General features: G+C 61.7%; 27 protein-coding genes. 21 read left to right on the top strand and 6 right to left on the bottom strand.

The window, feature by feature from the left end:
- Nucleotides 1-108: 108 nt before the first annotated feature.
- A complete protein-coding gene (locus ACM64M_RS03335) occupies nt 109-1,323 on the top strand; it encodes a Ppx/GppA phosphatase family protein (protein ID WP_416227213.1) in 1,215 nt (404 codons plus the stop codon).
- Nucleotides 1,320-1,988 (top strand): RlmE family RNA methyltransferase, encoded by a 669-nt coding sequence (locus tag ACM64M_RS03330; protein ID WP_416227212.1) that lies wholly within the window; start codon nt 1,320-1,322, stop codon nt 1,986-1,988. The genes ACM64M_RS03335 and ACM64M_RS03330 overlap by 4 nt, the downstream gene beginning before the upstream one ends.
- A 21-nt stretch (nt 1,989-2,009) precedes the next feature.
- Here the strand turns inward: ACM64M_RS03330 and ACM64M_RS03325 are convergent, their stop codons facing one another.
- Nucleotides 2,010-2,705, bottom strand: coding sequence for a c-type cytochrome (locus tag ACM64M_RS03325; RefSeq protein ID WP_416227211.1), 696 nt, complete (start codon nt 2,703-2,705; stop codon nt 2,010-2,012).
- Nucleotides 2,706-2,846: 141 nt separating this feature from the next.
- Between ACM64M_RS03325 and ACM64M_RS03320 the strand changes: the two genes are divergently transcribed.
- The 8 genes from ACM64M_RS03320 (at nt 2,847) to bla (ending at nt 11,074) form a co-directional block, all read left to right on the top strand.
- Nucleotides 2,847-3,740, top strand: coding sequence for a prephenate dehydratase (locus ACM64M_RS03320; RefSeq protein WP_416227210.1), 894 nt, complete (start codon nt 2,847-2,849; stop codon nt 3,738-3,740).
- 82 nt (nt 3,741-3,822) lie between these two features.
- On the top strand, nt 3,823-4,548 hold the full coding sequence (locus ACM64M_RS03315) for a hypothetical protein (protein ID WP_416227209.1): 726 nt from the start codon (nt 3,823-3,825) through the stop codon (nt 4,546-4,548).
- Nucleotides 4,545-5,819, top strand: a complete 1,275-nt coding sequence (locus tag ACM64M_RS03310; RefSeq protein ID WP_416227208.1) for a DUF4350 domain-containing protein — start codon at nt 4,545-4,547, stop codon at nt 5,817-5,819. The genes ACM64M_RS03315 and ACM64M_RS03310 overlap by 4 nt, the downstream gene beginning before the upstream one ends.
- 53 nt (nt 5,820-5,872) lie before the next feature.
- Complete coding sequence (locus ACM64M_RS03305; RefSeq protein WP_416227357.1) at nt 5,873-6,829, top strand: AAA family ATPase; 957 nt, start codon at nt 5,873-5,875, stop codon at nt 6,827-6,829.
- 54 nt (nt 6,830-6,883) lie between these two features.
- Nucleotides 6,884-8,167 carry a DUF58 domain-containing protein gene (locus ACM64M_RS03300; RefSeq protein ID WP_416227207.1) on the top strand — a complete coding sequence of 428 codons (1,284 nt, stop codon included), beginning with the start codon at nt 6,884-6,886 and terminating at the stop codon, nt 8,165-8,167.
- Nucleotides 8,164-9,243: a stage II sporulation protein M gene (locus ACM64M_RS03295; protein WP_416227206.1), complete on the top strand. Its 1,080-nt coding sequence runs from the start codon at nt 8,164-8,166 to the stop codon at nt 9,241-9,243. Before ACM64M_RS03300 ends, ACM64M_RS03295 begins: the two co-directional genes overlap by 4 nt.
- Nucleotides 9,240-10,157 (top strand): RDD family protein, encoded by a 918-nt coding sequence (locus ACM64M_RS03290; RefSeq protein ID WP_416227205.1) that lies wholly within the window; start codon nt 9,240-9,242, stop codon nt 10,155-10,157. The genes ACM64M_RS03295 and ACM64M_RS03290 overlap by 4 nt, the downstream gene beginning before the upstream one ends.
- Nucleotides 10,154-11,074, top strand: a complete 921-nt coding sequence (gene bla, locus ACM64M_RS03285) for a class A beta-lactamase (RefSeq protein WP_416227204.1) — start codon at nt 10,154-10,156, stop codon at nt 11,072-11,074. Before ACM64M_RS03290 ends, bla begins: the two co-directional genes overlap by 4 nt.
- Before the next feature lie 7 nt (nt 11,075-11,081).
- On the opposite strand, the gene ACM64M_RS03280 is transcribed toward bla, so the two are convergent.
- A complete protein-coding gene (locus tag ACM64M_RS03280) occupies nt 11,082-12,215 on the bottom strand; it encodes an isoaspartyl peptidase/L-asparaginase family protein (protein WP_416227203.1) in 1,134 nt (377 codons plus the stop codon).
- Between the two features lie 61 nt (nt 12,216-12,276).
- Between ACM64M_RS03280 and ACM64M_RS03275 the strand changes: the two genes are divergently transcribed.
- Entirely contained in the window at nt 12,277-13,224 is a 948-nt protein-coding gene (locus tag ACM64M_RS03275; RefSeq protein ID WP_416227202.1) for an SDR family NAD(P)-dependent oxidoreductase, read from the top strand.
- On the opposite strand, the gene ACM64M_RS03270 is transcribed toward ACM64M_RS03275, so the two are convergent.
- The 3 genes from ACM64M_RS03270 to ACM64M_RS03260 are packed head-to-tail and all read right to left on the bottom strand — an operon-like array spanning nt 13,221 to nt 15,863.
- Nucleotides 13,221-14,159 carry an alpha/beta hydrolase fold domain-containing protein gene (locus ACM64M_RS03270; protein WP_416227201.1) on the bottom strand — a complete coding sequence of 313 codons (939 nt, stop codon included), beginning with the start codon at nt 14,157-14,159 and terminating at the stop codon, nt 13,221-13,223. The genes ACM64M_RS03275 and ACM64M_RS03270 overlap by 4 nt on opposite strands.
- 46 nt (nt 14,160-14,205) lie before the next feature.
- A complete protein-coding gene (locus ACM64M_RS03265) occupies nt 14,206-15,009 on the bottom strand; it encodes a putative DNA-binding domain-containing protein (protein WP_416227200.1) in 804 nt (267 codons plus the stop codon).
- Nucleotides 15,006-15,863 carry a DUF692 domain-containing protein gene (locus tag ACM64M_RS03260; RefSeq protein ID WP_416227199.1) on the bottom strand — a complete coding sequence of 286 codons (858 nt, stop codon included), beginning with the start codon at nt 15,861-15,863 and terminating at the stop codon, nt 15,006-15,008. The genes ACM64M_RS03265 and ACM64M_RS03260 overlap by 4 nt, the downstream gene beginning before the upstream one ends.
- A 183-nt stretch (nt 15,864-16,046) precedes the next feature.
- Between ACM64M_RS03260 and ACM64M_RS03255 the strand changes: the two genes are divergently transcribed.
- The 9 genes from ACM64M_RS03255 (at nt 16,047) to ACM64M_RS03215 (ending at nt 22,288) form a co-directional block, all read left to right on the top strand.
- Entirely contained in the window at nt 16,047-16,328 is a 282-nt protein-coding gene (locus tag ACM64M_RS03255; RefSeq protein ID WP_416227198.1) for a DUF2282 domain-containing protein, read from the top strand.
- A 67-nt stretch (nt 16,329-16,395) separates the two neighbouring features.
- Entirely contained in the window at nt 16,396-16,869 is a 474-nt protein-coding gene (locus ACM64M_RS03250; protein WP_416227197.1) for a DoxX family protein, read from the top strand.
- 11 nt (nt 16,870-16,880) lie between these two features.
- Nucleotides 16,881-17,411, top strand: coding sequence for a sigma-70 family RNA polymerase sigma factor (locus tag ACM64M_RS03245; RefSeq protein WP_416227196.1), 531 nt, complete (start codon nt 16,881-16,883; stop codon nt 17,409-17,411).
- Nucleotide 17,412: 1 nt separating this feature from the next.
- Nucleotides 17,413-18,084, top strand: coding sequence for an NrsF family protein (locus ACM64M_RS03240; RefSeq protein WP_416227195.1), 672 nt, complete (start codon nt 17,413-17,415; stop codon nt 18,082-18,084).
- Nucleotides 18,085-18,150: 66 nt separating this feature from the next.
- Entirely contained in the window at nt 18,151-19,299 is a 1,149-nt protein-coding gene (gene ispG / locus ACM64M_RS03235; RefSeq protein ID WP_416227194.1) for a flavodoxin-dependent (E)-4-hydroxy-3-methylbut-2-enyl-diphosphate synthase, read from the top strand.
- A complete protein-coding gene (locus tag ACM64M_RS03230) occupies nt 19,296-19,811 on the top strand; it encodes a thioredoxin family protein (RefSeq protein ID WP_416227193.1) in 516 nt (171 codons plus the stop codon). Before ispG ends, ACM64M_RS03230 begins: the two co-directional genes overlap by 4 nt.
- A gap of 120 nt (nt 19,812-19,931) precedes the next feature.
- Entirely contained in the window at nt 19,932-20,714 is a 783-nt protein-coding gene (locus tag ACM64M_RS03225; RefSeq protein ID WP_416227192.1) for a hypothetical protein, read from the top strand.
- 91 nt (nt 20,715-20,805) lie between these two features.
- Nucleotides 20,806-21,351 (top strand): manganese efflux pump MntP family protein, encoded by a 546-nt coding sequence (locus ACM64M_RS03220; protein ID WP_416227191.1) that lies wholly within the window; start codon nt 20,806-20,808, stop codon nt 21,349-21,351.
- A gap of 4 nt (nt 21,352-21,355) precedes the next feature.
- Nucleotides 21,356-22,288 carry a histone deacetylase gene (locus ACM64M_RS03215; protein WP_416227190.1) on the top strand — a complete coding sequence of 311 codons (933 nt, stop codon included), beginning with the start codon at nt 21,356-21,358 and terminating at the stop codon, nt 22,286-22,288.
- A 4-nt stretch (nt 22,289-22,292) separates the two neighbouring features.
- Here the strand turns inward: ACM64M_RS03215 and ACM64M_RS03210 are convergent, their stop codons facing one another.
- On the bottom strand, nt 22,293-22,808 hold the full coding sequence (locus ACM64M_RS03210) for a hypothetical protein (protein ID WP_416227189.1): 516 nt from the start codon (nt 22,806-22,808) through the stop codon (nt 22,293-22,295).
- A gap of 62 nt (nt 22,809-22,870) precedes the next feature.
- Here ACM64M_RS03210 and ACM64M_RS03205 point away from each other — a divergent pair, with 62 nt between their 5' ends.
- Nucleotides 22,871-24,319, top strand: coding sequence for an NAD(P)-binding protein (locus tag ACM64M_RS03205; protein WP_416227188.1), 1,449 nt, complete (start codon nt 22,871-22,873; stop codon nt 24,317-24,319).
- Nucleotides 24,320-24,361: the final 42 nt, after the last annotated feature.

Raw genomic sequence — 24,361 nt, 5'->3', positions numbered from 1 at the left:
CGATGCTGCGGTCAAGGCTGTGCTTGCTTGCTCTTGCGATGGCGCGATGTTAGCACGGTCTTCAGGTGCTGGTGCCAGATGCGCGTCAGTGGTATGAAAGAATGGATTATGGCGGATACACTTCCGCCGGACGAAGACAGAAAAGCTGGCACAAGACGGGGCGGCAAGTCCGGCAAGGTAGCCGATTTCCGCTACAAGCGCCCCCGCCAGCCAGGCAAACGATCCGGCCCTTCCTGTGCAGGCGCAGTTCGCGCAGGCTCGATCCCGCCTGGTTCGGCTGCGCGTAAAGGCGAAGCCTATGCGGCGCTCGATCTGGGCACCAACAATTGCCGTCTGCTGATTGCACGTCCTTCGGGAAAGGATTTCACAGTCATTGACGCGTTCAGTCGGGTCGTAAAGCTGGGCGAAGGGCTCGCCACTACGGGCCGCCTGTCGGACCGGGCTATGGACCGCGCACTTGGCGCGCTAATGATCTGTGCAGAAAAACTGCGCCGCCGCAATGTCCGCCTCGCCCGCTCTGTCGCCACCGAGGCTTGCAGACGCGCGGTCAACGGCGCCGAGTTTATCGAGAGGGTACGGCGCGAAACCGGCATCGTGCTCGACATTATCAGTGCCGAAGAAGAGGCCCGGCTGGCCGTGCTGGGCTGCCACATCCTGCTCGAACAGGGTGACGGACCGGCGGTCATTTTTGACATTGGCGGCGGTTCGACCGAACTGGTGTTGCTGGAGCCGGGCGGCAAGATTCCGCGCATCATCGATTGGCAAAGCGTGCCCTGGGGCGTCGTCTCGCTGACCGATACGGTTGAAAGCAGCGGCGATGGCCGCGATGCGCTGCTCCACCGTTATGACCGAATGCGCAAGGTAGTGTCCGAAAGTTTCACCCCATTTGCACAGCGCATCGCCGAGGCTGCGAAATGCGACGACATCCGGCTGCTGGGAACCAGCGGCACAGTAACGACGCTCGCCAGCCTGCATCTGGAGTTGCCCTATTATGACCGAAAGGCTGTCGATGGGCTGATCGTGCCTGCGCATGCCATGCGGTCGATCAGTGCCGAATTGTCCGGCCTGTCGCAGGCGCAACGCAGCGAGCTTCCGTGCATCGGGCAAGACCGAGCGGATCTGGTGGTCGCTGGCTGCGCCATTCTCGAATCGATCCTCGACCTGTGGCCAGCGGACCGGCTGGGCGTCGCCGACCGGGGCATCCGCGAAGGCATATTGCGCAGCCTGATGGCGGCCGAAAGGCAAAGCGAGCGCAGTCTCAAGGCGCTGCAGGAATTGCGCGCTGGCAAGGGCCCCAGCAAGGTCAGCGGGCCGCGCGCATGACCCGTTCTGGCCGCAACCCTGATCGCCGCGTAAAGTCGGCGAAGAAACGCACTGCATCGCAGGTTCGCTGGCTGGAACGGCAGCTAAACGATCCTTATGTGAGGCAGGCCAAGGCCGACGGCTATCGCAGCCGCGCCGCGTACAAACTGCTGGAACTCGATGAGCGCTTTACCCTGCTGCGCGGTGCTAAGCGGATCATCGATCTGGGCATCGCTCCGGGCGGATGGAGTCAGGTGGTGCGCGCCAAAGTGCCCAAAGCCGCCGTGGTTGGCATTGACTTACTGCCGACCGAACCGATCGAAGGCGTTACCATATTCGAGATGGATTTCATGGACGATGCCGCGCCTGCTGCGCTGCAAGACGCGCTGGGTGGGACGCCCGACCTCATCCTGTCCGATATGGCTGCCAACACCGTGGGCCATAAACAGACCGATCATCTGCGCACCATGGCTCTGGTGGAGGCAGGCGCTTGGTTTGCCACCGAAACATTGGAAAAAGGCGGGGCGTTTGTCGCCAAGGTGCTGGCGGGCGGCACCGACACCGAATTGCTGAGTCTGCTCAAACAGCATTTCACCAGCGTCAAACACGCCAAACCTCCGGCCAGCCGCAAGGGCTCATCGGAATGGTATGTCGTGGCTCAGGGGTTCAAGGGACGCAGCGGGTAAAGCGCCGCACCCGGAAGGGATTTATTCGGCTGCCGGGGCTTCCTGCGCACCCCCATCGGCGGCGGCATCGCCTGCTGCAGGAACTGCTTCGGCACCCGCTGCTGCGGCATCATCACCGGCAGCGACATCGGCAACGAAAGAGGGCACCTCGAGGTTCGATCCCATCGAATTCATATACAGCGCCACAGCGGCGCGATCTTCGATGCTGGAAAGTCCGGCAAAGCCCATCTTGGTGCCGTCGATATATCCGCGCGGATTGTTGAGCCAATCGTTCATTTCGTCCCAGCCCCAGGTCCCGCCAAAGCTGGCCATTGCGGAACTGTAGGCATAGCCCGGCACATGTTTGCCAATCGGCTGACCCATTACGCCGTAAAGGTTCGGGCCAACCCCGTTTGCTCCGCCCTGTTCGATCGTATGACAGGCGGAGCATTTGGCGAAGACTTTTTCACCCTTGGAAACATCCACCGTGTCCATGTTGAGCGCTTCGGCCATGGTCATTTCGGCCGCGCCGCCGCCCTCTTCCTCGACGCCTTCGATCACATAGCCCAATTGCTCTGGCCGTTGCGGATCGGTGCCGTGGAAATATTTGCCGCTCAAAATCGAGAGGCCCAGGCCAAGCCCGGCGGCGAACAACACCCAGCCCGCTGCGGTGTTGAACAGGTCGCCCGATCCCGTTTCGGTGTCTGGCGTAGCTTCACTGGTGGTTTTGTCTGTCATCCCGGCGCCCCCATAATGCCGCCCACATGCCCGCGCAAGGCGAAACGCATCATCAAACGGTGCACTAATTGCAACCCTTGCTGTTCCCGCCCAATCGCACACTTGCCGCGAATGCATCCGGGTTCTAGCAGGCTGTCAACCATGCACAGTTTTCCTGGACCAGCCTTAGCCCTAGTCGATGCCTTGCGCAAAGCTGCAAGTTGCGATCCTCCACGTGCAATTGCGTTTCAGGGGTCACCCGGTGCAAATTCGCACCGTGCCGCAATCGAAGCGCGCCCCGATGCGCTGCCGCTACCGTGCTTCAGCTTTGAAGACGCGCTCGAAGCGGTGAAGGATGGACGCGCAGGGCAGGCGATCATTCCGATTGAAAATTCCCAGCACGGGCGGGTTGCAGACATCCATTTCCTGCTGCCCGAAAGCGGCCTCACTATTGTTGGCGAATATTTCATGCCGATCCATCATGCGCTTATGGGAATTGGCAAGGGCCCGTTCGAGGCCGCCTACAGCCATCCGCAAGCGCTCGGCCAATCGCGGATTTTCCTGCGCGAACGGGGCATTATACCGCTGAGCTATGCCGATACCGCTGGCGCTGCCGCATTTGTCGCAGAGCGCGGCGATCCCAAACTGGCCGCAATTGCACCAGCCATCGCGGCCGAACTTTACGGCCTCGACATTGCCGAACGCAATGTCGAGGACAGCGATGACAACATGACACGTTTCGTGATTCTGGCGGACCAGCCGGCGTTCCTGCAAGTCGATCCCGATGTGCCGGCGATGACCACTTTCGTGTTCGAGGTGAAAAACATCCCCGCCGCTCTTTACAAGGCGATGGGCGGCTTTGCTACGAACGGGGTCAACATGACCAAGCTGGAAAGCTATCAGCACGGCACCAGTTTTGCCGCCACACGGTTTTATGCCGATATTATCGGTGTTCCCGGTGATCCGGCGGTCGACCGCGCGCTGGAGGAATGTGCTTTCCATTCCAAGGAATTGCGCGTGCTCGGCACGTATCGGCAGGGCAGAAAGCGCGGCTAGCGCGGGTTTTCTGCCAGAACTGTGCCTGACCCCGACAATGCCGGTTGCACCGCGCACTGCGCCGTGCCACGAACAGTTCCGCATGACGAACGCTGTGCAGACCATTCCTGCAGATTCAGGGGCGCCCGGCAACGTTCTGCCAGCCGATGGCTCGGCTGTGGCTGGCGTGCCGGAAAGCTGGCGCGAGCTGCGTGAAAACTCTGATATTCAGTTCGATGAAATCCAGATCAACCCGCCCGACCCGCCCGAACCAGGCTGGTTTGATCAGGTCTTGATCGCGTTCTTTCAGTTTCTTGCCGATTTGTTCGCTCCGGTTGGTCAGTTTATCGGTTCGTCATGGCCAGTGCTGCAATGGGTGGTTCTGGGGTTACTGGCGGTGTTTGTGCTTTATCTGCTGCTGCGCACATTTGGTCCGCTGGCGGGCAAGCTTGGCAGAAGGGAAAACGCCGAAGCCGAGCCAGAATGGCAGCCTGATAGGCAGGAAAGCATTGCGCTGCTCGAAGATGCTGACCGTCTTGCCGCCGAGGGGCGTTTCGATGAAGCGACACATCTGCTGCTTCAGCGCAGCGTGACGCAAATTGCAGCGGCGCGGCCTGACTGGGTCGAACCGTCCAGCACCGCACGCGAATTGGCGGCGCTGCCCGCACTTTCCGAAGCGGCGCGCGCGGCCTTTACCGCGATCTCACAGCGGGTGGAGCGCAGCCTGTTCGCCCTGCGGACGCTCGATCGCAGCGATTGGGATGCGGCGCGGTCGGCCTATGCCAGTTTCGCGCTCGCCCGGATCGATGGACGGGGTAAGGCGGCATGAGTGCGGCAGAGGGGCAAATGCGCGGCGCTTCGCCGTTCAGCAGAGGTGCGGTGCTATCGGTGGTGCTGGTCGGTTTCACGGCCTTTGTTGCCATGCTGTATTTTATCGGCATCGGCGACACAGGCGGGCGGGGCGGTGCCGGTCCAGCCCATGCCTATGCCAACGGCCTGAACGGCTATGCCGCTCTCGCAGAATTGCTGGAAAGCGAAGGCTTTGATGTCGAGCTTTCGCGGGGGCGCGAGGGGCTGGAGACGACCGACCTTCTGATCCTCACCCCGCCGCCCTTTACCGATGCAGCCGAATTCGCCGAATTGCTGGAAAACCGGGCCTATCTTGGCCCGACTCTGGTAATTCTGCCCAAATGGTCAGCCACAAAGCCAGAAGGTGAAGTGGCAGAAGAAGACGCCGAAAGAGTGCAAAGCGACTGGGTCGAACTGATCGGGTCAGATCCCGTAGACTGGACCAAGGAACTACCTGCGCCGTTTGCTTTTGAACACAAGCTCGAAGAATTGGCAGAAGATGAAGCGCCTGCGTGGGAAGGGCTTGGATTTTCTGGCGAATTGCCTACCCGCACGATAACTTACGCAGAACCGGACTCCGCGCACGATCCCTACATCACCGACGCCGCTGGACATGTTCTGGCGCTTAACGTGGTTGGCGAAGAAGGCAGCGATTATTATGAAAATTCGCATTGGACAATGTTCGTGCTCGAACCGGATCTGATGAACAATTACGGGCTGGCCGATCCTGAGCGCGCCGCTGCGGCGCTCGCGCTGGTGCGAGAGGCGGGCTACAGCGATCTTGAGAAGGTCACGTTTGACCTGACCCAGAATGGCTATGGCGATACGGTCAACTTGCTGACGCTGGCGTTTAGGCCGCCGTTCCTTGCCGCGACAATTTGCCTGATCTTGGCACTGTTGATCGTTGGCTGGCGGGCGTTCCTGCGGTTTGGCCCTGTTGCGGCAAGCGCGCCGGAAATCGCCTTTGGTAAACGGCGACTGGTCAGCAACGGCGCTGGTTTGATCGTGCGCGCGCGGCGGCTGGGGCTGCTGGCCGAACCCTATGTCGCGCTGATAGAGCGCCGATTGGGCCGGGCGCTCGGCATTGCAAAGCCCGATGCAGAGGCCATCGATAGCGCGCTTCGCCAGCGGCTGCCCAGCGAAGAACCTTTTTCAAGCCTAGCTGACCGGCTGCGGTTGGCCAGCAAACCGAACGAGATATTGCGCGCCGCACAGGCGCTCAACGCATTAACAGGGAAGATCGCCAGATGACCACCGACCCGACCCACCCCGCTCCCGGCACCGAAACGCGGGCAGCTTCGGCCATGACGCTGGACGAAGTGCGTAACCTCGCGGGCGCAATCCGCGCCGAAGTGGGCAAAGCCATCGTTGGCCAGGACGCGATGATCGATCTGCTGCTGGTCGCTCTGGTCAGTCAGGGACACGTCCTGCTCGAAGGGCCGCCGGGCACCGCCAAGACTTTTCTCGCGCAATCCTTTGCTACGGCTCTTGGTCTCGATTTCGGGCGTATCCAATTCACCCCGGACTTGCTGCCCGGCGATATTCTGGGCTCAAACCTGTTTAATTTCCAGACCAGCCAGTTCACCCTGACCCGCGGGCCGATCTTTTGCGAGCTGCTGCTTGGCGATGAAATCAACCGCACGCCGCCCAAAACGCAGGCTGCACTGCTCGAAGCAATGCAGGAACGCCGGGTGACGCTGGACGGGGAAACGCACCAATTGCCGCCGCGATTCATGGTGGTGGCGACGCAGAACCCGATTGAGAATCAAGGTGTCTATCCGCTACCAGAGGCCCAGCTTGACCGGTTTCTGTTCAAACTGCTGGTCCCCTACCCCAGCGAACCCGAAGAGGCGCGGATCGTCGCCAGCTACGGATCACGGCAGGGGCCGCAGCGCCCGGCGGATCTGGGGGTAGCTTCAGTCGCCAATGCCGCCATGCTCAGCGCAGCCAGCGCGGCGCTGGCGCATGTCACCTGCGCCGAAGAGATCACCAATTATGTCGTGCGGCTGGTTCGCGCGACGCGCGATCATGCCGAACTTGCTGTCGGGGCCTCGCCGCGCGCAGCAGTGATGCTGGCCGGAGCAGCGCGCGCGCGCGCCGCGCTGGACGGGCGCGCCTATGTGATTCCCGACGATGTGAAAGCGCTGGCCGTGCCAGTGCTGCGTCACCGGCTCTCGCTCAGCCCTGCCGCCGAGATCGAAGGGCGCGATATCGAGGCCTTGGTCGCGGAGATGATCGAAAGCACGCAGGCACCGCGCTGATCCCGCATGGCGCTGAACCTGCCCCTTATCCCAACGGCGCGGTCGGCCTGGCTGATGGCCGCTTTTGCGCCGATTGCACTGGTAATCGGCGCTGTTTCGCCTGCGCTCTGGATCATCGCGCCCGTGGCCGCAGCTGCGATGATCGCGCTGATCCTGATCGACGGCATGCTGGCCAGGGGAGTGGAAAGCTGGGGCATTGACGCTCCCGCCGATACCGAGGTCGGCCAGCCGACACGGATCGCAATCTTCGCTCGCCTTACCGGTCGCACCGCGCGCAACGCCGAAGGCGCTTTCGAATGTGACCCCAGGCTGGCGCCCAGCGGACGCGCGACTCTGTCCGTCAAACGTTCGCCCGAGACTGGCCTACACGAAGGCTGGGTTGACTTGCATCCAGAACGCCGAGGCACCGCAGCCATCACCCGCGCGTGGCTGCGCTGGAACGGCCCACTGGGGCTTGGTGCGCGGCATGCCAAGCTGGCTCTGGATACCGCCGTGCGCATCTGGCCCGACCTGTCGCCGGTCCGGTCAAAAGAATTGCAGACCTTTATGCGCGACGCCCAGACTGGCCTGATCGCCCGGCGCATTCGCGGCGAAGGCACTCAATTCGAAGCGCTGTCTGAATATGAAGCTGGCATGGACCGCCGCCGGATCGACTGGAAGGCCAGCGCGCGGCACAATCACCTTTATGCCCGCGAAAATGAAAGCGAGCGCGACAATCAGATCGTCTTTGCGTTTGATTGCGGTCAGGCCATGTGCGAACCGGTTGACGGCCTGCCCCGGATTGACCGTGCGGTTACCGCCGCGCTCACTTGCTCCTATGTCGCACTGAAAGGTCGGGACAAGGTGGCGCTGTTCGGCTTTGCCCAAAGGCCGCAGGTTATGACGCCGTTCGTCAATGACGCGCGCGCCTTTCACCGCCTGCAAAGCGCCGCCGCCGGGCTCGACTATGCTGCCGCCGAGCCGAATTTCACGCTCGCGCTGGCGACTCTGACCGCAAAGCTCAAACGCCGATCATTGGTCGTGTTGTTTTCCGATTTCACCGATTCCACGGCGGCGGAATTGATGATCGAAAGCATCGGGCGGCTGGTGAGCAAACATCTCGTGCTGTTCGTCACGATTGCCGATAGCGAGCTTGAAACCCTGATCGATCAGGAACCTGGCGATATGGCCACCCTCGCCCGCAGCGTCACCGCCGACACTTTGCTGCACCAGCGCAGCCTGGTCCTCCAACGCCTGCGGCGGATGGGAGTCGACGTGATTGAGGCACCCCATGACCAGATCGGATACCGGCTGATCGACCGGTATTTCATGGTCAAGAACAGCGAGGCGATCGGATGAAGTCGCCGACATTGGGATCATGGTTCGGGCGCAAGGAAATGGCAGCCCCTTCCGATATCGAAAGCGCGGCGCTGCGTTCGGATCGTTTCCGACTGGAACGCGAAGGCGATTGGCGCAGGCTGGAAGATATCGTTGTAAGCATGGAGAAGGGCGGGCTGCGGCGGATAGATGACGACGACCTGCTGGCGCTCCCCACGCTCTACCGCACCGCCGCATCCAGCCTTTCGGTCGCGCGCGAAACCAGCCTTGATGCGGCCACGCTGAGCTATCTGGAAAGCTTGGTGCAGCGCGCGTGGTTTCAGGTCTATGGCCCGCGCAAGGGGTTCTTTGCCTGGCTGCGCGAATTCATCTTTGGTGGTTGGAGCCGCGCGGTGCGCGAAATTTGGCTCGACATCTGCATAGCGCTGTTTGCGATGATTGCGGGCGCGGTAGTCGGTTGGGTCCTGGTTGCACGCGACAGCGACTGGTATTTCCGGCTGGTCCCGACCGGACTTGCCGATACCCGCGCGCCAGGGGCGAGCCGCGAAGAATTGCTGTCCACACTTGACGTCGAACAGGGCACTGGCGGGCTTTCGACCTTTGCCGCGTTTCTGTTCAGCAACAACGCTGGTGTGTGCATTCTCGCTTTTGCGCTGGGCTTTGCCTTCGGGATACCCTCGCTGATGCTGCTCATCCACAATATGGCGATGCTCGGGGCGATGCTTTGGTTGTTTGCCGAGGCCGGATTGATCACCGAATTTTCCGCCTGGCTCAGCGTCCACGGGACAACCGAATTGTTCGGCATCCTGCTGTCGGGTGCAGCGGGCCTACATATCGGCCGGTCGATGGCGTTTCCGGGCGAGCGCTCGGTGCTCGACGCTGCCGCGATTAGCGGCAGGCGCAGCGCCGTCGTGATGGTCGGGGTGGTCATCATGATGGTCGTGGCCGCGCTGCTCGAAGCGTTTCCGCGCCAATTGGTCGCAGGCGCGCAAAGCCGGTTCATAATCGGCGGCATGTTCCTGGCATTCTGGCTTGCCTATTTCTTCCTTTATCACCCTCGCCGATTGGACACGGCCAGCGCGGAGGATGGGGGATGAGCGCAGCATCAGCAATCGGCAGGCTGGACAAGCGCAAACGAATGCTTGTCACACCCGAAGGGATCGCGGTCCCCGTCACGATTGCCTCGCGCGGATCGCGGCTGGGGGCGCTCACGCTCGATTTCCTGATCCTGGGCACGGGATTGTTCGCGGTGCAGCTGTTTCTGCTGTTCGCGCTGGGCGGCGTGATCGAGGAGATTTCGACCGCCGCCGATGGCACGCTGTCAGGGGCTTCAGAATTCATCCTGATCCTGATGATCCTGCTGCTGTTTCTTGCCCGCTACGGGTATTTCCTGAGTTTTGAACTTGGCCCGCGCGGGGCCACTTTGGGCAAAAGAATTGTCGGCATTCGAGTCGCCGCGCGCGGCGGCGGTCGGTTGACGGCGGAAGCGATCATCGCCCGCAATTTGCTGCGCGACATCGAATTGTTCATGCCGCTGATATTCCTGTTGATCGCCCCCAGCGGGGAAAGCGGCAGTTTCGGTCTGGCCGGGATGGTGTGGTTTATGGTGTTCATGGCGTTTCCCTTCTTTAACAAGGACGCGATGCGCGCAGGCGATGTGATCGCGGGGACATGGGTGGTCGAAGCCCCGCGCACCAAGCTCGCTGATGCGCTCTCAACGCAAGGGTCCGCCGGGGGTGCCTCCAGCACCGTGACCGGCGCGCGCTACCAGTTTGGCGATGCCGAGCTGTCGGTTTACGGTGAACACGAATTGCAGACGCTGGAGCGCATGCTGCGCGAGGCACAGCCAGACGCGCTGGCCGCGGTGCACGCGGCCATCTGCCGCAAGATCGGCTGGGACCCCGGCGCGGGCGACGAACGCGCCTTCCTCGAAGCGTTTTACGGGCAGTTAAGGGCCAAACTCGAAGGCAACATGCGGTTCGGCAAGAGAAAGGCGGACAAGTTTTCATGAGTATTGATCGGCGCAGCTTTGTTGGCGGTAGCCTTGCCTCGGGAATTGCACTGACGCTGCCCGGCTGCGTGCCAATCGACCAGTCTCACATCGGGCGCGTGGCTGCGGCGCTGCGCATTATAGAGGCGAATTCGGGCGGCACGCTCGGCGCGGAATTTTACGACACCGGAAGCGGATTTTCCACCGGCCTTAACCGCCAAGTCCGGTTTGGCCACGCTTCGTCTTTCAAGCTGTCGCTCGCCGCTTGGGTGCTAACCCGTGATGCGCGCTTCATTGACGATGGCGGACGGACAGTGCGCTGGAGCGAGAGCGAACTGCTGAGCAATTCGCCGTTCACGCGCGAGCGCCTGCAAACGGGTGCCACACTGATCGAACTCGCGCGGGCGGTTCAGGTCCAATCAGACAACACCGCTGCCAATGTCCTGTTACGCGAGACCGGCGGGCCGGAAACGCTTAATGCTTACTGGCGCAGCATTGGCGACACGATCAGCCGTCTCGACCGGCTAGAACCGGAACTCAACAACGTTCCGCCCGCAGAAGATCGCGACACCACCACCCCTGCGGCGATGGCGCGCACAATTGCCAAATTGGTGACGGGGTTCGGCGTGCCTGAAAGCCGTCAAGCAACACTAAAGGAGTGGATGGTCGAAACTGCAACTGGCCTCAGGCGGGTGCGCGCAGGTCTTCCTGAAAGCTGGCGTGCGGGGGACAAGACCGGCACCTCGACCTGGCCCGGCATGGGCGGTGGCTTGTTTGTCGATATCGGTTTTGTAGAACCTGTCGGCGGGTCGCTGATCAGTTTTGCTGTCTATTACCGCACCCCGGAGCAAACCCAAGGTGTCGATCCGCAGGCCGAAGCCGTGTTGGCGCAGGTCGGACGGGTGCTGGCGCAGTTTGCGCGGGTTCAGATCGGCTGATCCGGGATCAATGGTCGGGCGTGTTGCCCGAATCTGCGCCGTCCTCGCCGCCAAATATCGCTACCTCGTTCATCCCGTCGCTGTTCGCGCGACCGCGATACATTCCGGTGGTGTTGAAACTGTAGAGCGCGTGGCCCTCGGGCGTGACAAGGATCACCCCGCCATCGCCGCCGAGCTCGGCCACTTCGGCCATTACCTCGTCGGCGATCTCCTGAAAAATCTCTGGCCCCATCGCCAGTTCGGATGCGTGGACGATATAGGTCGGACCATTTTCATCCCACGGCACGCTCAGTTGCGCTTCGAGAGCTTTAACATGAACTGCATAACGCAATCGTGTACAAATCTCCTGCGCCACGCCAACACGGATGAAATATTCACCCCACCCCGTCGCCGAAACCGCGCAGCTGCGATTGTCCGCATAGGTGCCCGCCCCGATCACCGGAGCGTCCCCGATCCGGCCCCAACGCTTGCCCGTCATCCCGCCGGTCGAAGTGCCGGCAGCCAGATTGCCTTGGCTGTCCAGCGCCACCGCCCCCACAGTCCCGAACTTGTGATCGACATCCAGCGCAGAAAGCGCCTCTGCCTTCAACCGTTCGAGCGCCTCGCGCCGCCGCTCGGTCGCGAAATATTCGGGCGGGGTCACTTCAAAGCCTCGCTCAGCCGCAAACTGCTCCGCGCCCTCACCCATCAGGAACACATGCGGGCTGTCGGTGCGCACGCGGTCGGCGAGCAGGATCGGGTTGCGCACCGTCGTCACCCCGGTCACTGAACCCGCGCTCCGGTCGCGCCCGTCCATGATCGAGGCGTCGAGTTCGTTGCGCCCTTCCCATGTAAACACCGCGCCGCGTCCGGCGTTGAACAGCGGGCTATCTTCCATCGGAATGATCGCCGCCTGCACCGCCTCCATTGCGGTGCCGCCCTCGGCCAGCACCTTTGCACCCGCGTCGAGCGCCAGTTGCAGCGCGGCCTCATAATCGGCGCGCTGCTGCGGCGTCATGCGGTCGGGATCGAGCGTTCCCGCCCCGCCATGAATGGCGATAGACCACTTGGGTGCGCCTTCTTCATGCTCCTCGGCATGAGCAGCGGCAGGTAACAATGCGGCAAAGCCCGCGGCGAGCGCGGCAAGAACAGTGTTTTTCATAGCTTGCAGGGCTAACCCAATCCGTCCCATTACACCAGAGTAACAGGTGGGAGAGATTCGGATGAGCGCATTTGGCGAAAAGAGCACCGCAGACGAAGTGCTGGCGGACAAGGATCTGAGCGGCAAGACGGTGTTCGTCACCGGCGGAAATTCCGGGTTGGGTCAGGAAACGGGCCGCGCGATGGCAGTGAGAGGCGCTCACGTCGTGCTGGCTGGCCGCGATTCTGCGAAGCTGGATGCAGCGGTCGCAGCGATCAAGGTTGAACACCCCGATGCCAAACTCGAAACGATCATCTGCGACCTTGGGTCACTGGAAAGCGTGCGCGCCTGCGGGGCTGAGGCAAATGCGCGGTTCGCCAAGATCGACTTGCTGATCAATAATGCCGGAGTCATGGCCTGCCCGTTCAGCCACACCGCCGATGGATTCGAAATGCAGTTCGGCACCAATCACCTTGGCCACTTTGCGCTGACCAAGCATCTGCTGCCGCTGATCGAAAAGGGCGAGAATAAGCGGATCGTCAACCTGTCGAGCCGGGGACATCACTTTGCGCCTGTCGATCTGGACGATCTTCACTTTGAGCGGCGCGAATATGATCCGTGGATCAGCTATGGTCAGGCCAAGACCGCGAACATTCTGTTCAGCGTCGGGCTGGAACAACGTTTCGCGGCGCGGGGGATCCATGCCTATGCGGTGCATCCGGGCGGCATCCAGACCAATCTCGGAAGGCATCTGACCGAAGAAATGATCGCTGCCTTGATGGAAAGAGTGTCGCGCGGAACCGGTGAGTTTTCATGGAAGACAATCCCGCAAGGTGCCGCAACATCATGCTGGGCCGCGACCGCTGACGTGGTCGAGGGGCGCGGCGGGGTCTATTGCGAGGATTGCCACGTAGCCGCCATGGATGACACAAGCAGCGAAGGCGGGGTGCGAAGCTACGCGCTCGACCCCGCTATCGCCAAAGCGCTTTGGGCAAAGTCCGAACAGATGACCGGCGAGGCCTTCGCCTAGCCGGCGATAAAGTCGCCTAGCAAATCCAAAGCATCCTTTGCCTCGCGCGTCGGAACGATGGCCATGAAGACATGCGGTGCGGCTTCGTATTCGTAGAGTTTGGCGTCCACTCCGGCGGAGCGCAGCTTGGCGGTTAATGTGCGCGAATCGACGATGAACAGATCGTGCCGCCCGGTCCAGATGCGCGTCGGCGGCAACAATGCAAGTTCATCCACCGAGGTGTAAAGCGGGCTGCATTCCGGGCTAGCCGGATCGCGCCCTCCGGCGAACATCTCTCCGCAGGCGCGCAAGGTGCCGATCTTGAGCATGATGTCATACGGCTCGACTGCGGTAATCGCTGGGTCGGCCATAGTCAGATCAAGCCAAGGGGCGAACAGTGCCAACTTGCCCGGTTGCGGACCCCCTGCTTTCGCCAATCGCAGCGCAAGGCTCAGCGCCATATGCCCGCCCGCGCTGTCGCCGTTGAGGATGATCTTTGCCGGGTCGTGGCGCTCGGCAAGCTTGGCAAAGGCAGCATCGGCGAGCGAGTCCTGGATCGCATACGTGCTTTCGGGGACAACTTCGTACATTGGCAAGGTAACGCTGACCCCGCATTGCTCAACCAATGCTGCGGCCAGCGGCCAGTGTTCCTTGAACATGGGCAGCACGAAACCGCCGCCGTGGAAATAGAGCATGTGCCATTCGGTGGGGCCAGATTTGGGGTGCAGGGTGATGACTTTCTGCCCGGCGGCCTCCCACTCTTCCACCTGAAACTTCTGCGCGAATTTCGGCGGCATGGGCGCGTCCTGCGGCAGAGTTCGTTGCGCCATATGGGCATGAAATTCGGGCGCAGTGTGAGGGAAAACCGGTTTGCGCGTGCCCATCAGCCATTTGACGAAGCGCAGCAGCAGGCTCGGCTTGGCGCTGCGCAATTCGATCGATGTGTCGGTCAACATGGTGTATCTCTCCTGCGCTCCAAAAATGGACGAGCGCAACTGCAAGTCAAGGCTGGCGTGACGGATTGAGGCTGACGATGATCCCTTCTTTCAGCCACAACCCGAGCATGGTACCGGCGCGCATCGCAGCGCTCTGGACCAATTCTGCCGAAGGTTCGGGATCGTCGCCAATCAACAATTCGATCAACTCGCCATAGCAGGCCCCGCGCTGCATCAACGCAAAGGCGTCGGCGTGGCCCGCTTCGGCAAGGATGAAGGTGGGCCGTTCGCCTTCGCGCCAGACAAGGCACGCCTGCGGCTTGGCCAGACGAAAAGCGGGGCGATCATCACGCTCCTCGCCCAGCGCCCGCCACAAGGCTTCGAGATCGTGCTCCACCAATCGAGCGGCGGCGCGCGGTTGCAGGGCAAGGCGCAGGTCGCTCCATTCCGCATCGCCGAACCCGGACACGGCCGCCGAGAATGCCTCGGGCGTCAGCGGCGCGCAATCGGGCGCGGTTGCGAGGCTCATCATCGTCCATTCGAGCCACGCCAGCTCTGCCGCTTCGGGATTGTCCGGGAACAGCGCAGCGCAGGTCGCATCAAATCCCGCCCCTGCCTCGTCAATCGTCCAGCCTGAGGGCGGATGCGCGATGGCGTGATTGATGCAAGCCTGCGCGAAAGGCTGTTCGCCAACATGGCGCGCGGTGCGTTCATAGGTTTCCGCCAGCGCCCCCATCAATGCCGAACGGTAATTGCCGCGATAGACCGCCATTCCGGCGCTCTGCGAATTGCCCCAGCCAGCAGGCAGCGGCGCGCCTTCATCAAGGATCGCGCGAAGGAACGCAGCCTGCCGATCAGCCAGCGGCATCATGCCGGAACCAGCGCTGCGTTCGCTATCCCGCGGGCCCGGTCCAACTCGTTCAACAATTCGGACAGCGGCGGAATGTTCTCGTCGCGCTCGATCATGGTGGCAACCGGTTGCGGGATCATCGCCATTGCCTTGGCATAGAGATCCCACACCGGGTCGATCACCGGGCGATCATGCGTGTCGATGATCAGGTCGCGTTCCGGTGTCGCGGGATCGTGACCCGCAAGGTGGATCTGCCGCACCCGGTCGAGCGGCAAGCCTGCCAGATATTCCTCCGCCGCAAAACCGTGGTTCTGCGCCGAGACGTAGATGTTGTTCACATCGAGCAGCAGATAACACCCGGTGCGCCGCGTCATCTCGGTCAGGAATTCCCATTCGCTCATCTCATCTTCTGGAAAGGTGAGATAGCTCGATGGATTTTCAAACAGCATCGTGCGGCCCAGAGTGTCCTGTGCCTGTTCGATATTGGCGCAGACCGCTGCCAATCCTTCCTGGGTCAGCGGCAAGGGCAACAGGTCATGCGAATTGTGCGCGCTGGTGCGGGTCCAGCACAAATGGTCGGACACCCACAGCGGTTCGATCCGCTGCTCCAGCTGCTTCAGCCGCAAGAGGTAATCCGCATCCAGACCCTGAGCCGAACCAATCGACATCGACACGCCGTGGATGATGACCGGCATCTGCGCGCGCACCTGCTCCAGCAGACGCAGCTGCCGCCCGCCTTCGATCATGTAGTTTTCGCTGATGACTTCGACGAAATCGACCGGCACGCCGCCCGCGACAAAATCATCGTAATGCGCACGCCTCAGGCCAAGGCCAAATCCGCCAAAGGGTGCAACAGAATGGGAACGAGTAGGCATGGATGCTCCATAGCAAATAAATCACAAAGGCGTCTGCCGTCTGTTCGGCTGGACAAACAGAGGTGTTACAAAAAACGCAACACCACTTCGGGCCAAAGTGTAACCACTGCACGGTCCAGCCCGAATGAAGGAGCAGTTCTGGATGCCATGCCGGGACTATGAACCCCTTTTTGGAGAATTGTCATGAAAGCCAAGTCCATCGCCGGGATCGGCGCCATCGCCCTTACTGCCGGGATCGCCGCCGGTCTCGCCACAACCCCGGTTGCAGCGCAGGGCGCCAAAGAAAAATGCTATGGCGTCTCGCTCGCCGGCAAAAACGATTGCGCCGCAGGGCCAGGCACCAGCTGCGCCGGCACCTCGACCCGCGATTATCAGGGCAACGCCTGGAAATATGTCGACAAAGGCACCTGCACCGGCATTGAAACACCCAAAGGTCGCGGTTCGCTGACCCCAATCGACCGTTAAGCCCAAGTTGGCGGCGGCCCGTCAGGCACACAAGCGGGCCGCCGTCACCGGTTTTCAGGAGGAATATATGAACGCGCTCACCTCTCTTTATGCCCGCATCGTCGGCATTTTGGCGGGCAATGTGGTCGAAAGCATCGGCCTGTTGTTCGTGCGCATCGCACTGGCAGGAGTTTTCTGGCGGTCATATCAGACCAAGATTGCCGAAGGCACCTGGTTTACGCCCAACGACACCCTGCCCTATATCTTTGCCGATGAATATGCTGGGCTGCCATTGCCCGTGGACTTCGCCATGCCCTTGACGATTTACGCAGAGTTCCTGTTTCCAATGCTGCTGTTCGCGGGATTGTTCACCCGTTTCGGTGCCGCAGCCCTGATCGGCATGGCATTGGTCATCCAAGTGTTCATCTATCCAACCAGCGGTCATTTCTGGGGTTGGGCATTCGGCATCGTGGCGATGGGGACGATTCTTGTCAGCCGCGGCGGCGGGATGTTTGCGCTCGACCGTCTGATCGACCGCGCTGCCGCGCCAAAGGCCGCATAGGCAGAACCCCGGTGATAGCCGACGAACCAACCTTCGCCCGTCTCATGGCAGCGACACAGAGCGGCGACAAGGTCGCTGGCAATGTGTTGTTGTCCGAGGCGGGGTTGTGGTTGGAACGGTATTTTCGCCGAAGGGTCCCGCCGCATTCGATCGATGATCTGGTGCAAGACGTGCTGATCGCGCTTTACACCAAACGCGCGACCTATGACCCAGAACGACCTTTCCTGCCCTGGCTTGCGGCGATTGCGCGCTATCGCTGGGTCGATCACCTGCGCAAGGTTTACAAACACGAAAGCAAGGAATTGCTCGACGATGACGCGTCAGAGGACAGCGAGGAAGAAGTCATTTTGGCGCGCGTCAGCCTCGACCGGTTATTCGCGCATTTGCCAGACAAACAGGCCGAAGCCATTGAGATGGTCAAAATCGCCGGCCTGTCGGTGCGCGAGGCAGCCGAAAAGACTGGGCAAAGCGAAAGCCTGATTAAAGTGAATATCCATCGCGGCCTGAAGAAATTGGCCACTTTGGTTGAGAAAGCGGAATGATATGAATACCCCAACTAGCAATCCGGGAAACCGGGACGACCTGATCGCGGCGCTGACCGACGATCTGACCCCCGTGGCGCGGATCAAGCCGGCGCATGGTGTCTTGCTGATCGGATTTGCAACCCTGGTCGCGGCGGCAGTATCCATTGCCGGGTTTGAATTCTGGGCGGGCATTGTGACCGGCGAAGCCTCCGCATTCTTCTGGATTACCAATGGGCTGCTGCTGGTTCTGGGCATGGCCAGCACAGCGGCGCTGGTGGCTGGCGCTTTGCCGCGCGTTGGTGCGCGCGCCAATGCTCCGGCATGGTCGGCAGCGATGCTGGGCGTGGTCCCCGCAGCGGCGATCATCACACTGTTTTCGCCCGAAACCTTGCATGGTCATGGCGGACTGTCCGACCCGGCCATGTGGCATTGGCCCTGCGCTGCGAAGGCTTTGGCGGCAAGCCTGCTGGTGGCGGTGGCAGCCGTGATGTTCCTGCGCCGCGGTGCGCCGGTGTCGATGGAGCGTTCGGGCTGGCTGACCGGCCTTGCTGCCGGTTCGCTGGGTTCGCTGGCCTATGGTTTGACCTGCCCGCTCGACGGGATCACCCATGTCGGGATCATGCATGTCATCCCGGTCGCTGTGGCCGCCGTGGCCGGGCGGTTTGTCGTCCCGCCGATGATCCGCTGGTAAAGCGGGGAAGGCCAACCCGCGCTCAGCGTCATTGCCCCGTCACCGAAGCGCGACTATATGAGCCGCATGTCTTCAATCAGGCCCTGGCGCGATATCGAACGGCGGCAATGCCGTCAGATCATGGTCGGCAATGTGCCGGTGGGCGGCGATGCGCCGATCACCGTGCAGACCATGACCAACACTCCGACCGAGGATGCAGTGGCGACGATCGACCAGATCCGCCGCTGCGAAGAGGTCGGATGCGACATCATCCGCGTATCCTGCCCGACCGAGGAATCAACCGCAGCCTTCAGGAAGATCGCCAAGGCATCGCGCATCCCCATCGTTGCCGACATCCATTTCCACTACAAACGCGCACTCGAAGCAGCTGATGCGGGCGCGGCTTGTCTGCGCATCAATCCCGGCAACATCGGTTCATCGCAGCGCGTCGCCGAGGTGGTCCGCGCGGCAAAGGCCAATGGCTGCGCAATCCGCATCGGCGTGAACGCGGGCAGCCTTGAAAAAGACTTGCTGGAAAAATACGGCGAGCCTTGCCCCGAAGCGCTGATCGAAAGCGCGCTCGACCATATCAAACTGCTCCAGGATCACGATTTCCACGAATTCAAGGTGGCGGTGAAAGCCTCCGACGTGTTCCTTGCCGTCGCGGCCTATCACGGGCTGGCTGAAACGGTCGATTGCCCGCTGCATCTTGGTATCACCGAGGCGGGCGGATTGATTGGCGGTACGGTCAAATCCTCCATCGGCATGGGCAGTCTGCTATGGGCGGGGATTGGTGACACGATCCGCGTTTCGCTCTCTGCCGAGCCGGAGCAGGAAGTCAAAGTCGGCTACGAAATGCTCAAATCGCTGGGCCTGCGCACGCGCGGGGTTCGCGTGGTGTCCTGCCCCAGCTGTTCGCGGCAGGGTTTTGACGTGATCCGCACGGTTGAAGCGCTTGAGGCGCGGCTTGAACACATAAAGACCCCAATGAGCCTTTCGGTGCTCGGCTGCGTCGTCAACGGCCCCGGCGAAGCGCGCGAGACCGACATCGGCCTGACCGGAGGCGGCGCGGGCAAACACATGGTGTATCTCTCGGGTGTAAAGGCACACGCGATTGAGGATGAGGCAATGCTCGATCACATTGTGAAGCTGGTCGAGGAAAAGGCCGCAGCAATCGAAGCAGGTGAGGCCACCGCCTTCGATCCGCATGCGGCCCCGGCAGAAGCGGCGGAATGATAAAGCCCATAATTGCGGGTCTTGCTGCGGGTTTGCTGCTGGTGGGCTGCGCCACAGTTGCTGGCAAAGTCGCGCAGCCTGGTCACGATTTCCCCGAAGCAAGCCCCTACACGGTGAGCGAAGACGCAATGGCCGATGTCGATGCTGCGCTTGCCCGCGCAGCGACATCGGACAAGCGCGTGCTGGTCGTGATGGGCGCGAACTGGTGCCACGATAGCCGCGCGCTCGCCGGATGGCTCTCAACCCCGCGCTTCGCAGCGCTGGTAGAGGCGCGTTACGAACTGGTTTTCGTAAATGTCGGGATGCCGCAGACCGGCGATGGGCACAATCTCGCTGTGGCGCAGCGGTTCGGGGTGGCAGACCTGCCCGGCACTCCGGCAGTGCTGGTGCTGACCGCGCAAGGCGAGCTGTTGAACGCCGACACGGCAACCACGTGGCGCAATGCCGCCAGCCGCAGCGAGGACGCAATCTTCGCAGAGCTTACATCTCTGGCACCATCCGGGCGCCAATAAGGCAGTCTCCAAAAAGCGCTCGCGGCCCATCAGGCCACTTTGCGAATCGCTCCCTGGTCCGTATCCGTATCGAGGGGAAACTCGGTCTGCTGGGCTGGCCGCAATTGGGGGGATTACGCGATGAGAATGATTGGATTGCGGCGGTCGCTGACTGCTGCGTTGATGATTGTTGTATGTGCCTGTTCGGATTCGGGTGCCACCGAAGCGAGCGAAGCCAGCTTCGCAGCGCAAGACGACCCCGACTCCGCCACCGCGGGTTCCTGTCCCGACGACGGCCTGCGTCTGCCGGGAACCGGCCTGTGCGCCGGGCGTGCGACCAATTACCTAAATGTCGGCAGCGCCAGCTTCGAAGCGCCTGATGGCTGCCAATGGCAGGTCGGCGAAGCGGAAATGCCGGGAGGCGACTATCTGCTCTATCGCGGCCTCAAATGCGGCGAGCGAGAAACCCGGTTGGGCTTCGCCGCCGGGGCGCACCGCGCGGTGATCGAACTGACATCCTCGGCGCTGGATGCTGCTCTCGATGAACCGGTCGAACTGGTTTCGGTCTATTCGATGGACGGCGATCCGAACGCCGCCGTCTTGATGCGCGCCGGCGAAGGTGAGCCGGCAGCGGTCAAGGGCTGCGAAGTGCGCAGCGCCGGAGTTGATGGCTGGCCCAGCGATGCACTGGTGGTGGACAACCCCGCCGAAGCTGCGAGCGCCAACGTCGAAGACGGCCCGCGCACCGCCTGTGGCAGTATGGGTTTGGACGAGGATAGTGCCGCCTATTGGCGCGTGTTTCAAGGCTATGCGTGGTTCTTCAGCCTCGGCCAGGATGGTCTCGAATTCGATCCAGGCTCGCTTACGATCCTGCGCAAGGGGGACGATGGAAGCTGGTACGCTCCGGAAGACGCTGAGGAGTAGCGCCGTCCGCGGTTGATATCTGAAGCAGTGAAGCTACTCAGCGCGTAAGCCGCAGCTTGCTTGTTGCTAATCTAGCGGGGATAGCGCCGGTGTGATCGAAGCCGTTTTCCTCGCCGCCGCGCTTGCCATGGATGCTTTCGCTGTCGCCTTGACGCAGGGCGCGCGGTTTCGGCCTTCATTGCGTGGGGGCTTAACCATTGCTTCGACCTTCGGAGTGTTTCAGGCTGTGATGCCGCTGGCGGGCTGGGGGATCGGTTCAGTGGCGCTGATCTATGTCGAAGCCATCGACCACTGGATCGCCTTCGGGTTGCTGACTTTCCTCGGCGTGCGGATGCTGAATGGGCATGTTGGTGAGGAAGAAGCCTCGCGCAAGCTGACCGGCAGAGCGTTGATGGTTGCAGGCGTGGCGACCAGTGTCGATGCGCTGGCGGCGGGGATCACGCTACCCACGCTCGGCATTGAACCGCTGCTGGCCGCGTTGCTGATCGGCCTTGTTACTTTCGCCATGAGCGGCACGGGCGTGTTGCTGGGCCGGAGCGCGGGTGACCGCTGGGGCAGCTGGGCAGAACGGGCGGGCGGGATCATCCTGATCGCGCTGGGATGCAAGATTCTCGTCGAGCACACGGGGTATCTGTAAACCGATGCTGCACGTCGTCCACCACGCCGATTACGCCCTACAATATGGGGCCCAGCGCCCTCGGCGGGGGTCTTTCCGTTTCGACAAATACCACCTCGTGATGGAGGAACTGCGGGCCAGCGGATTGCCAATCACCGAACACGCGCCCGAACCTTGCCCGCGCGAATGGCTCGAAGCGGTGCATTGCCCCACTTACGTCGATCAAGTGTTCCGCGCCGCCGTCCCCCGTGAAAAGGAGCGCCGCATCGGCTTTCCCGTAACGCCGCATGTTGCCTCGCGTGTGCGCCACACCAATGGCGGGACATGGCTCGCTGCCAAACTGGCGATGAAGCATGGTTATTCCGCCAACTCCGCAGCCGGAAGCCACCATGCGCTGCACGACACTGGCGCGGGCTATTGCGTGTTCAACGATCTAGCGGTCGCTGCCAACCGATTGATTGCTGAGCGTGACACTCGGCGCGTGTTGATCGTTGACCTGGATGTGCATCAGGGCGATGGCACCGCCAGCCTGACCGCCGGGCGCGAGGACATCTTTACCTTCTCGCTCCACGCGCAGAAGAATTTCCCGGTGCGAAAGGCGCGCTCCAGCCTCGACGTGGCGCTGCCCGATGGGCTGTGTGATGCAGGCTATATGGCAGCGCTTGAGGAACATTTGCCATCAATTTTTGACCATTTTGCTCCTGATCTGGTGCTTTATCAGGCGGGCGTCGATCCACATGTGGATGACAAGCTTGGCAGGCTCGCGCTGACCGACGAAGGGCTGGCTCGGCGCGACCGCTTTGTCGTGCAACAGGCGCGCAGCCGCAGACTGCCGGTGGCCTCGGCGCTGGGCGGAGGATATGGCGACGATGCGCGCGCAGTCGGCGCGCGCCACGCTCGCTCGATGCTGACTATGGCAGATGAGAACGCGCGGCACCCGCCCCCAAGCCTAGTCTAAGCCTCTAGCGCAGGCCGGGTGCGAAATAGATGTCGATGTAATCAGTCAGATAATCGCACCATTCAAACTCGCGGAGCCGATAATAGGCGCGGCGCTGCGTCGCCTCGAACCGCCAGACCTTTGTCGCATCGCAAGAACGGCCTCGATCGGGAGTATCCGCGATCTGAACCCGGCCTTCGAACTTGAAGTAATCCGCGCCGATTTCGGTGATGACTCCGTCGACCCTGACCCCCGCGCCGCTCTCGTCCAGCTGCTCGCCAGACAGCCGCCACACGCCGTCGCGATCAGCTGAGACGGCGACATCGCCGCGCCGGTCCCAATCGATCCATTGGAGCGTGATTCCCTGCACGCTGCGAAGCCGTTCCGCATCGACTTCACTAAGTATCCGGGTTGGCTTCGGCTCGGGCGCAGCCTGATCTAGCGACTGCGATGGCGCAGCGTCCTGCGCGTGCAGTGCCGCAGGGGCGAGAATGCCCCACCAAATGAGTAAGCGGAAACTGCGCGCGCGTGATACCAGCATTGCAATGTTCTCCTTCTCGATTCGGAATAATTCTACCCCGCACGCCAAAGGATAATGCAAACATGGCAATGCATGAAACCGATTACCTGATCGTTGGCGCTGGCGCGGTGGGGCTGGCCTTTGCGGATACTTTGCTTGACGAAGATCCTGCCTGCCACATCACCTTTGTCGATAGGCATGCGCGGCCGGGCGGGCATTGGAACGACGCCTATTCATTCGTTGCGCTGCATCAACCCAGCGCAACATACGGCGTCAATTCGATGGAGATGTGCCCTGACCGGGTGGATCAACACGGCCACAATTCGGGCATGTATCCGCTCGCCAAACATGCCGAAATTCTGGCCTATTACAGCAAGGTGATGACCGAAAGGATGATCCCGAGCGGGAGGGTCACCTATTTGCCGCTCACCGAATATCGCGGGCAAAACGACACCGCCCATGCCGCGCGCAGCATTCTGTCGGGCGAAGAACACAACATCGCAGTCCGGCGCAAGCTGGTCGATGCGACCTGGTTTCAGACTTCGGTGCCTTCCACCCACAAGCCCGCCTTCGAAATTGCAGAGGGCACCCGCTTTGCTATTCCGGGCGATCTGCCGCAACTCTGGAAAGACCCGGAAAACCTGCCCCAGCATTACTGCATTCTGGGCGGCGGCAAGACCGCGATGGACACCGCCGTCTGGCTGCTCGAAGCCGGAGTTGGGCCTGAACGGATCGACTGGATTCGTCCACGCGACAGCTGGATGTTCAACCGCAAATTGCTCCAGCCTGCGCGGCACAGGATCGAAGGACTGATCCAGTTTCAGCTCGATCTGGTCGAATGCGCCGCCACGTCGGACACCGGCGACGAAATGTTCGCCAAACTTGGCGCGCGCGGCACAATGCTGCGGATTGATGAGAGCGTGACGCCCAAGATGTTCCATTTCGCGGTGATTTCCGAAGGCGAAATTGCCCTGCTGCGCCAGATCACCCGTATTCACCGGGGCAAGCGCGTCACTGCGCTGGAACCGGGCGCCATTCACTTCGGCGATGAACGCGCCGAGGTCCCCGCAGACGCGTTGTTCGTGGATTGCACCGCTACCGCCGTTCCCTTTGAAGCGCGCGCCAATCAGCGGCCATTCTTTGAACCAGGTCGCATTACCCTGCAGCTCGCTCAGTCACCATTCGTGCCCTACAGCGCCGCGTTGGCAGCGTTCCTTGAGGTGAACTTTGATAATGATCAGGACCGCAACAATCTCGTACCCCCGGCCCCGCTGACCGATTCGACCGACACCTATCCCTATGCAGTGATGGCCAATCTGATGAGCACTGCGATCCTATCCGCCAATGACAAGACCAATGCGTTCAACGCCCGCGCGCGGCTGCATCCGACCGGCCCGGCGGTGGCGCAGATGATCGCAGAGGTCGACCCACGCCTGACCGAACTGGCCAAGGTCGGCCCCGCGATCGAGGCGCAGATGCCCGCCGTCATCAAACTCGGCATGACCGCAAAGGCTATTCACGAGGCCGAATGAAACCTATTCACGGGAACGCTAGGTTTGGGTTATTAGTATTGG

This window comes from Qipengyuania sp. ASV99, assembly GCF_047872805.1.
Classification (GTDB): Bacteria; Pseudomonadota; Alphaproteobacteria; order Sphingomonadales; family Sphingomonadaceae; genus Erythrobacter.
Note: the sequence above shows the minus strand (reverse complement) of the source record. Positions and strands in the feature narration are given on the sequence as shown.

What these genes read in the sequence shown, in the direction of transcription:
- ACM64M_RS03260 (WP_416227199.1), bottom strand. Translation starts at nt 15,863, where the DNA reads ATGCCTACTCGTTCCCATTCTGTTGCACCCTTTGGCGGATTTGGCCTT.
- ACM64M_RS03255 (WP_416227198.1), top strand. Translation starts at nt 16,047, where the DNA reads ATGAAAGCCAAGTCCATCGCCGGGATCGGCGCCATCGCCCTTACTGCC.
- ACM64M_RS03280 (WP_416227203.1), bottom strand. Translation starts at nt 12,215, where the DNA reads ATGAAAAACACTGTTCTTGCCGCGCTCGCCGCGGGCTTTGCCGCATTG.
- ACM64M_RS03325 (WP_416227211.1), bottom strand. Translation starts at nt 2,705, where the DNA reads ATGACAGACAAAACCACCAGTGAAGCTACGCCAGACACCGAAACGGGA.
- ispG (WP_416227194.1), top strand. Translation starts at nt 18,151, where the DNA reads ATGTCTTCAATCAGGCCCTGGCGCGATATCGAACGGCGGCAATGCCGT.
- ACM64M_RS03270 (WP_416227201.1), bottom strand. Translation starts at nt 14,159, where the DNA reads ATGTTGACCGACACATCGATCGAATTGCGCAGCGCCAAGCCGAGCCTG.
- ACM64M_RS03295 (WP_416227206.1), top strand. Translation starts at nt 8,164, where the DNA reads ATGAAGTCGCCGACATTGGGATCATGGTTCGGGCGCAAGGAAATGGCA.
- ACM64M_RS03330 (WP_416227212.1), top strand. Translation starts at nt 1,320, where the DNA reads ATGACCCGTTCTGGCCGCAACCCTGATCGCCGCGTAAAGTCGGCGAAG.
- ACM64M_RS03320 (WP_416227210.1), top strand. Translation starts at nt 2,847, where the DNA reads ATGCACAGTTTTCCTGGACCAGCCTTAGCCCTAGTCGATGCCTTGCGC.
- ACM64M_RS03215 (WP_416227190.1), top strand. Translation starts at nt 21,356, where the DNA reads ATGCTGCACGTCGTCCACCACGCCGATTACGCCCTACAATATGGGGCC.
- ACM64M_RS03305 (WP_416227357.1), top strand. Translation starts at nt 5,873, where the DNA reads ATGACGCTGGACGAAGTGCGTAACCTCGCGGGCGCAATCCGCGCCGAA.
- ACM64M_RS03240 (WP_416227195.1), top strand. Translation starts at nt 17,413, where the DNA reads ATGAATACCCCAACTAGCAATCCGGGAAACCGGGACGACCTGATCGCG.
- ACM64M_RS03300 (WP_416227207.1), top strand. Translation starts at nt 6,884, where the DNA reads ATGGCCGCTTTTGCGCCGATTGCACTGGTAATCGGCGCTGTTTCGCCT.
- ACM64M_RS03205 (WP_416227188.1), top strand. Translation starts at nt 22,871, where the DNA reads ATGGCAATGCATGAAACCGATTACCTGATCGTTGGCGCTGGCGCGGTG.
- ACM64M_RS03225 (WP_416227192.1), top strand. Translation starts at nt 19,932, where the DNA reads ATGAGAATGATTGGATTGCGGCGGTCGCTGACTGCTGCGTTGATGATT.
- ACM64M_RS03210 (WP_416227189.1), bottom strand. Translation starts at nt 22,808, where the DNA reads ATGCTGGTATCACGCGCGCGCAGTTTCCGCTTACTCATTTGGTGGGGC.
- ACM64M_RS03275 (WP_416227202.1), top strand. Translation starts at nt 12,277, where the DNA reads ATGAGCGCATTTGGCGAAAAGAGCACCGCAGACGAAGTGCTGGCGGAC.
- ACM64M_RS03250 (WP_416227197.1), top strand. Translation starts at nt 16,396, where the DNA reads ATGAACGCGCTCACCTCTCTTTATGCCCGCATCGTCGGCATTTTGGCG.
- ACM64M_RS03335 (WP_416227213.1), top strand. Translation starts at nt 109, where the DNA reads ATGGCGGATACACTTCCGCCGGACGAAGACAGAAAAGCTGGCACAAGA.
- ACM64M_RS03230 (WP_416227193.1), top strand. Translation starts at nt 19,296, where the DNA reads ATGATAAAGCCCATAATTGCGGGTCTTGCTGCGGGTTTGCTGCTGGTG.
- ACM64M_RS03315 (WP_416227209.1), top strand. Translation starts at nt 3,823, where the DNA reads ATGACGAACGCTGTGCAGACCATTCCTGCAGATTCAGGGGCGCCCGGC.
- bla (WP_416227204.1), top strand. Translation starts at nt 10,154, where the DNA reads ATGAGTATTGATCGGCGCAGCTTTGTTGGCGGTAGCCTTGCCTCGGGA.
- ACM64M_RS03310 (WP_416227208.1), top strand. Translation starts at nt 4,545, where the DNA reads ATGAGTGCGGCAGAGGGGCAAATGCGCGGCGCTTCGCCGTTCAGCAGA.
- ACM64M_RS03265 (WP_416227200.1), bottom strand. Translation starts at nt 15,009, where the DNA reads ATGATGCCGCTGGCTGATCGGCAGGCTGCGTTCCTTCGCGCGATCCTT.
- ACM64M_RS03290 (WP_416227205.1), top strand. Translation starts at nt 9,240, where the DNA reads ATGAGCGCAGCATCAGCAATCGGCAGGCTGGACAAGCGCAAACGAATG.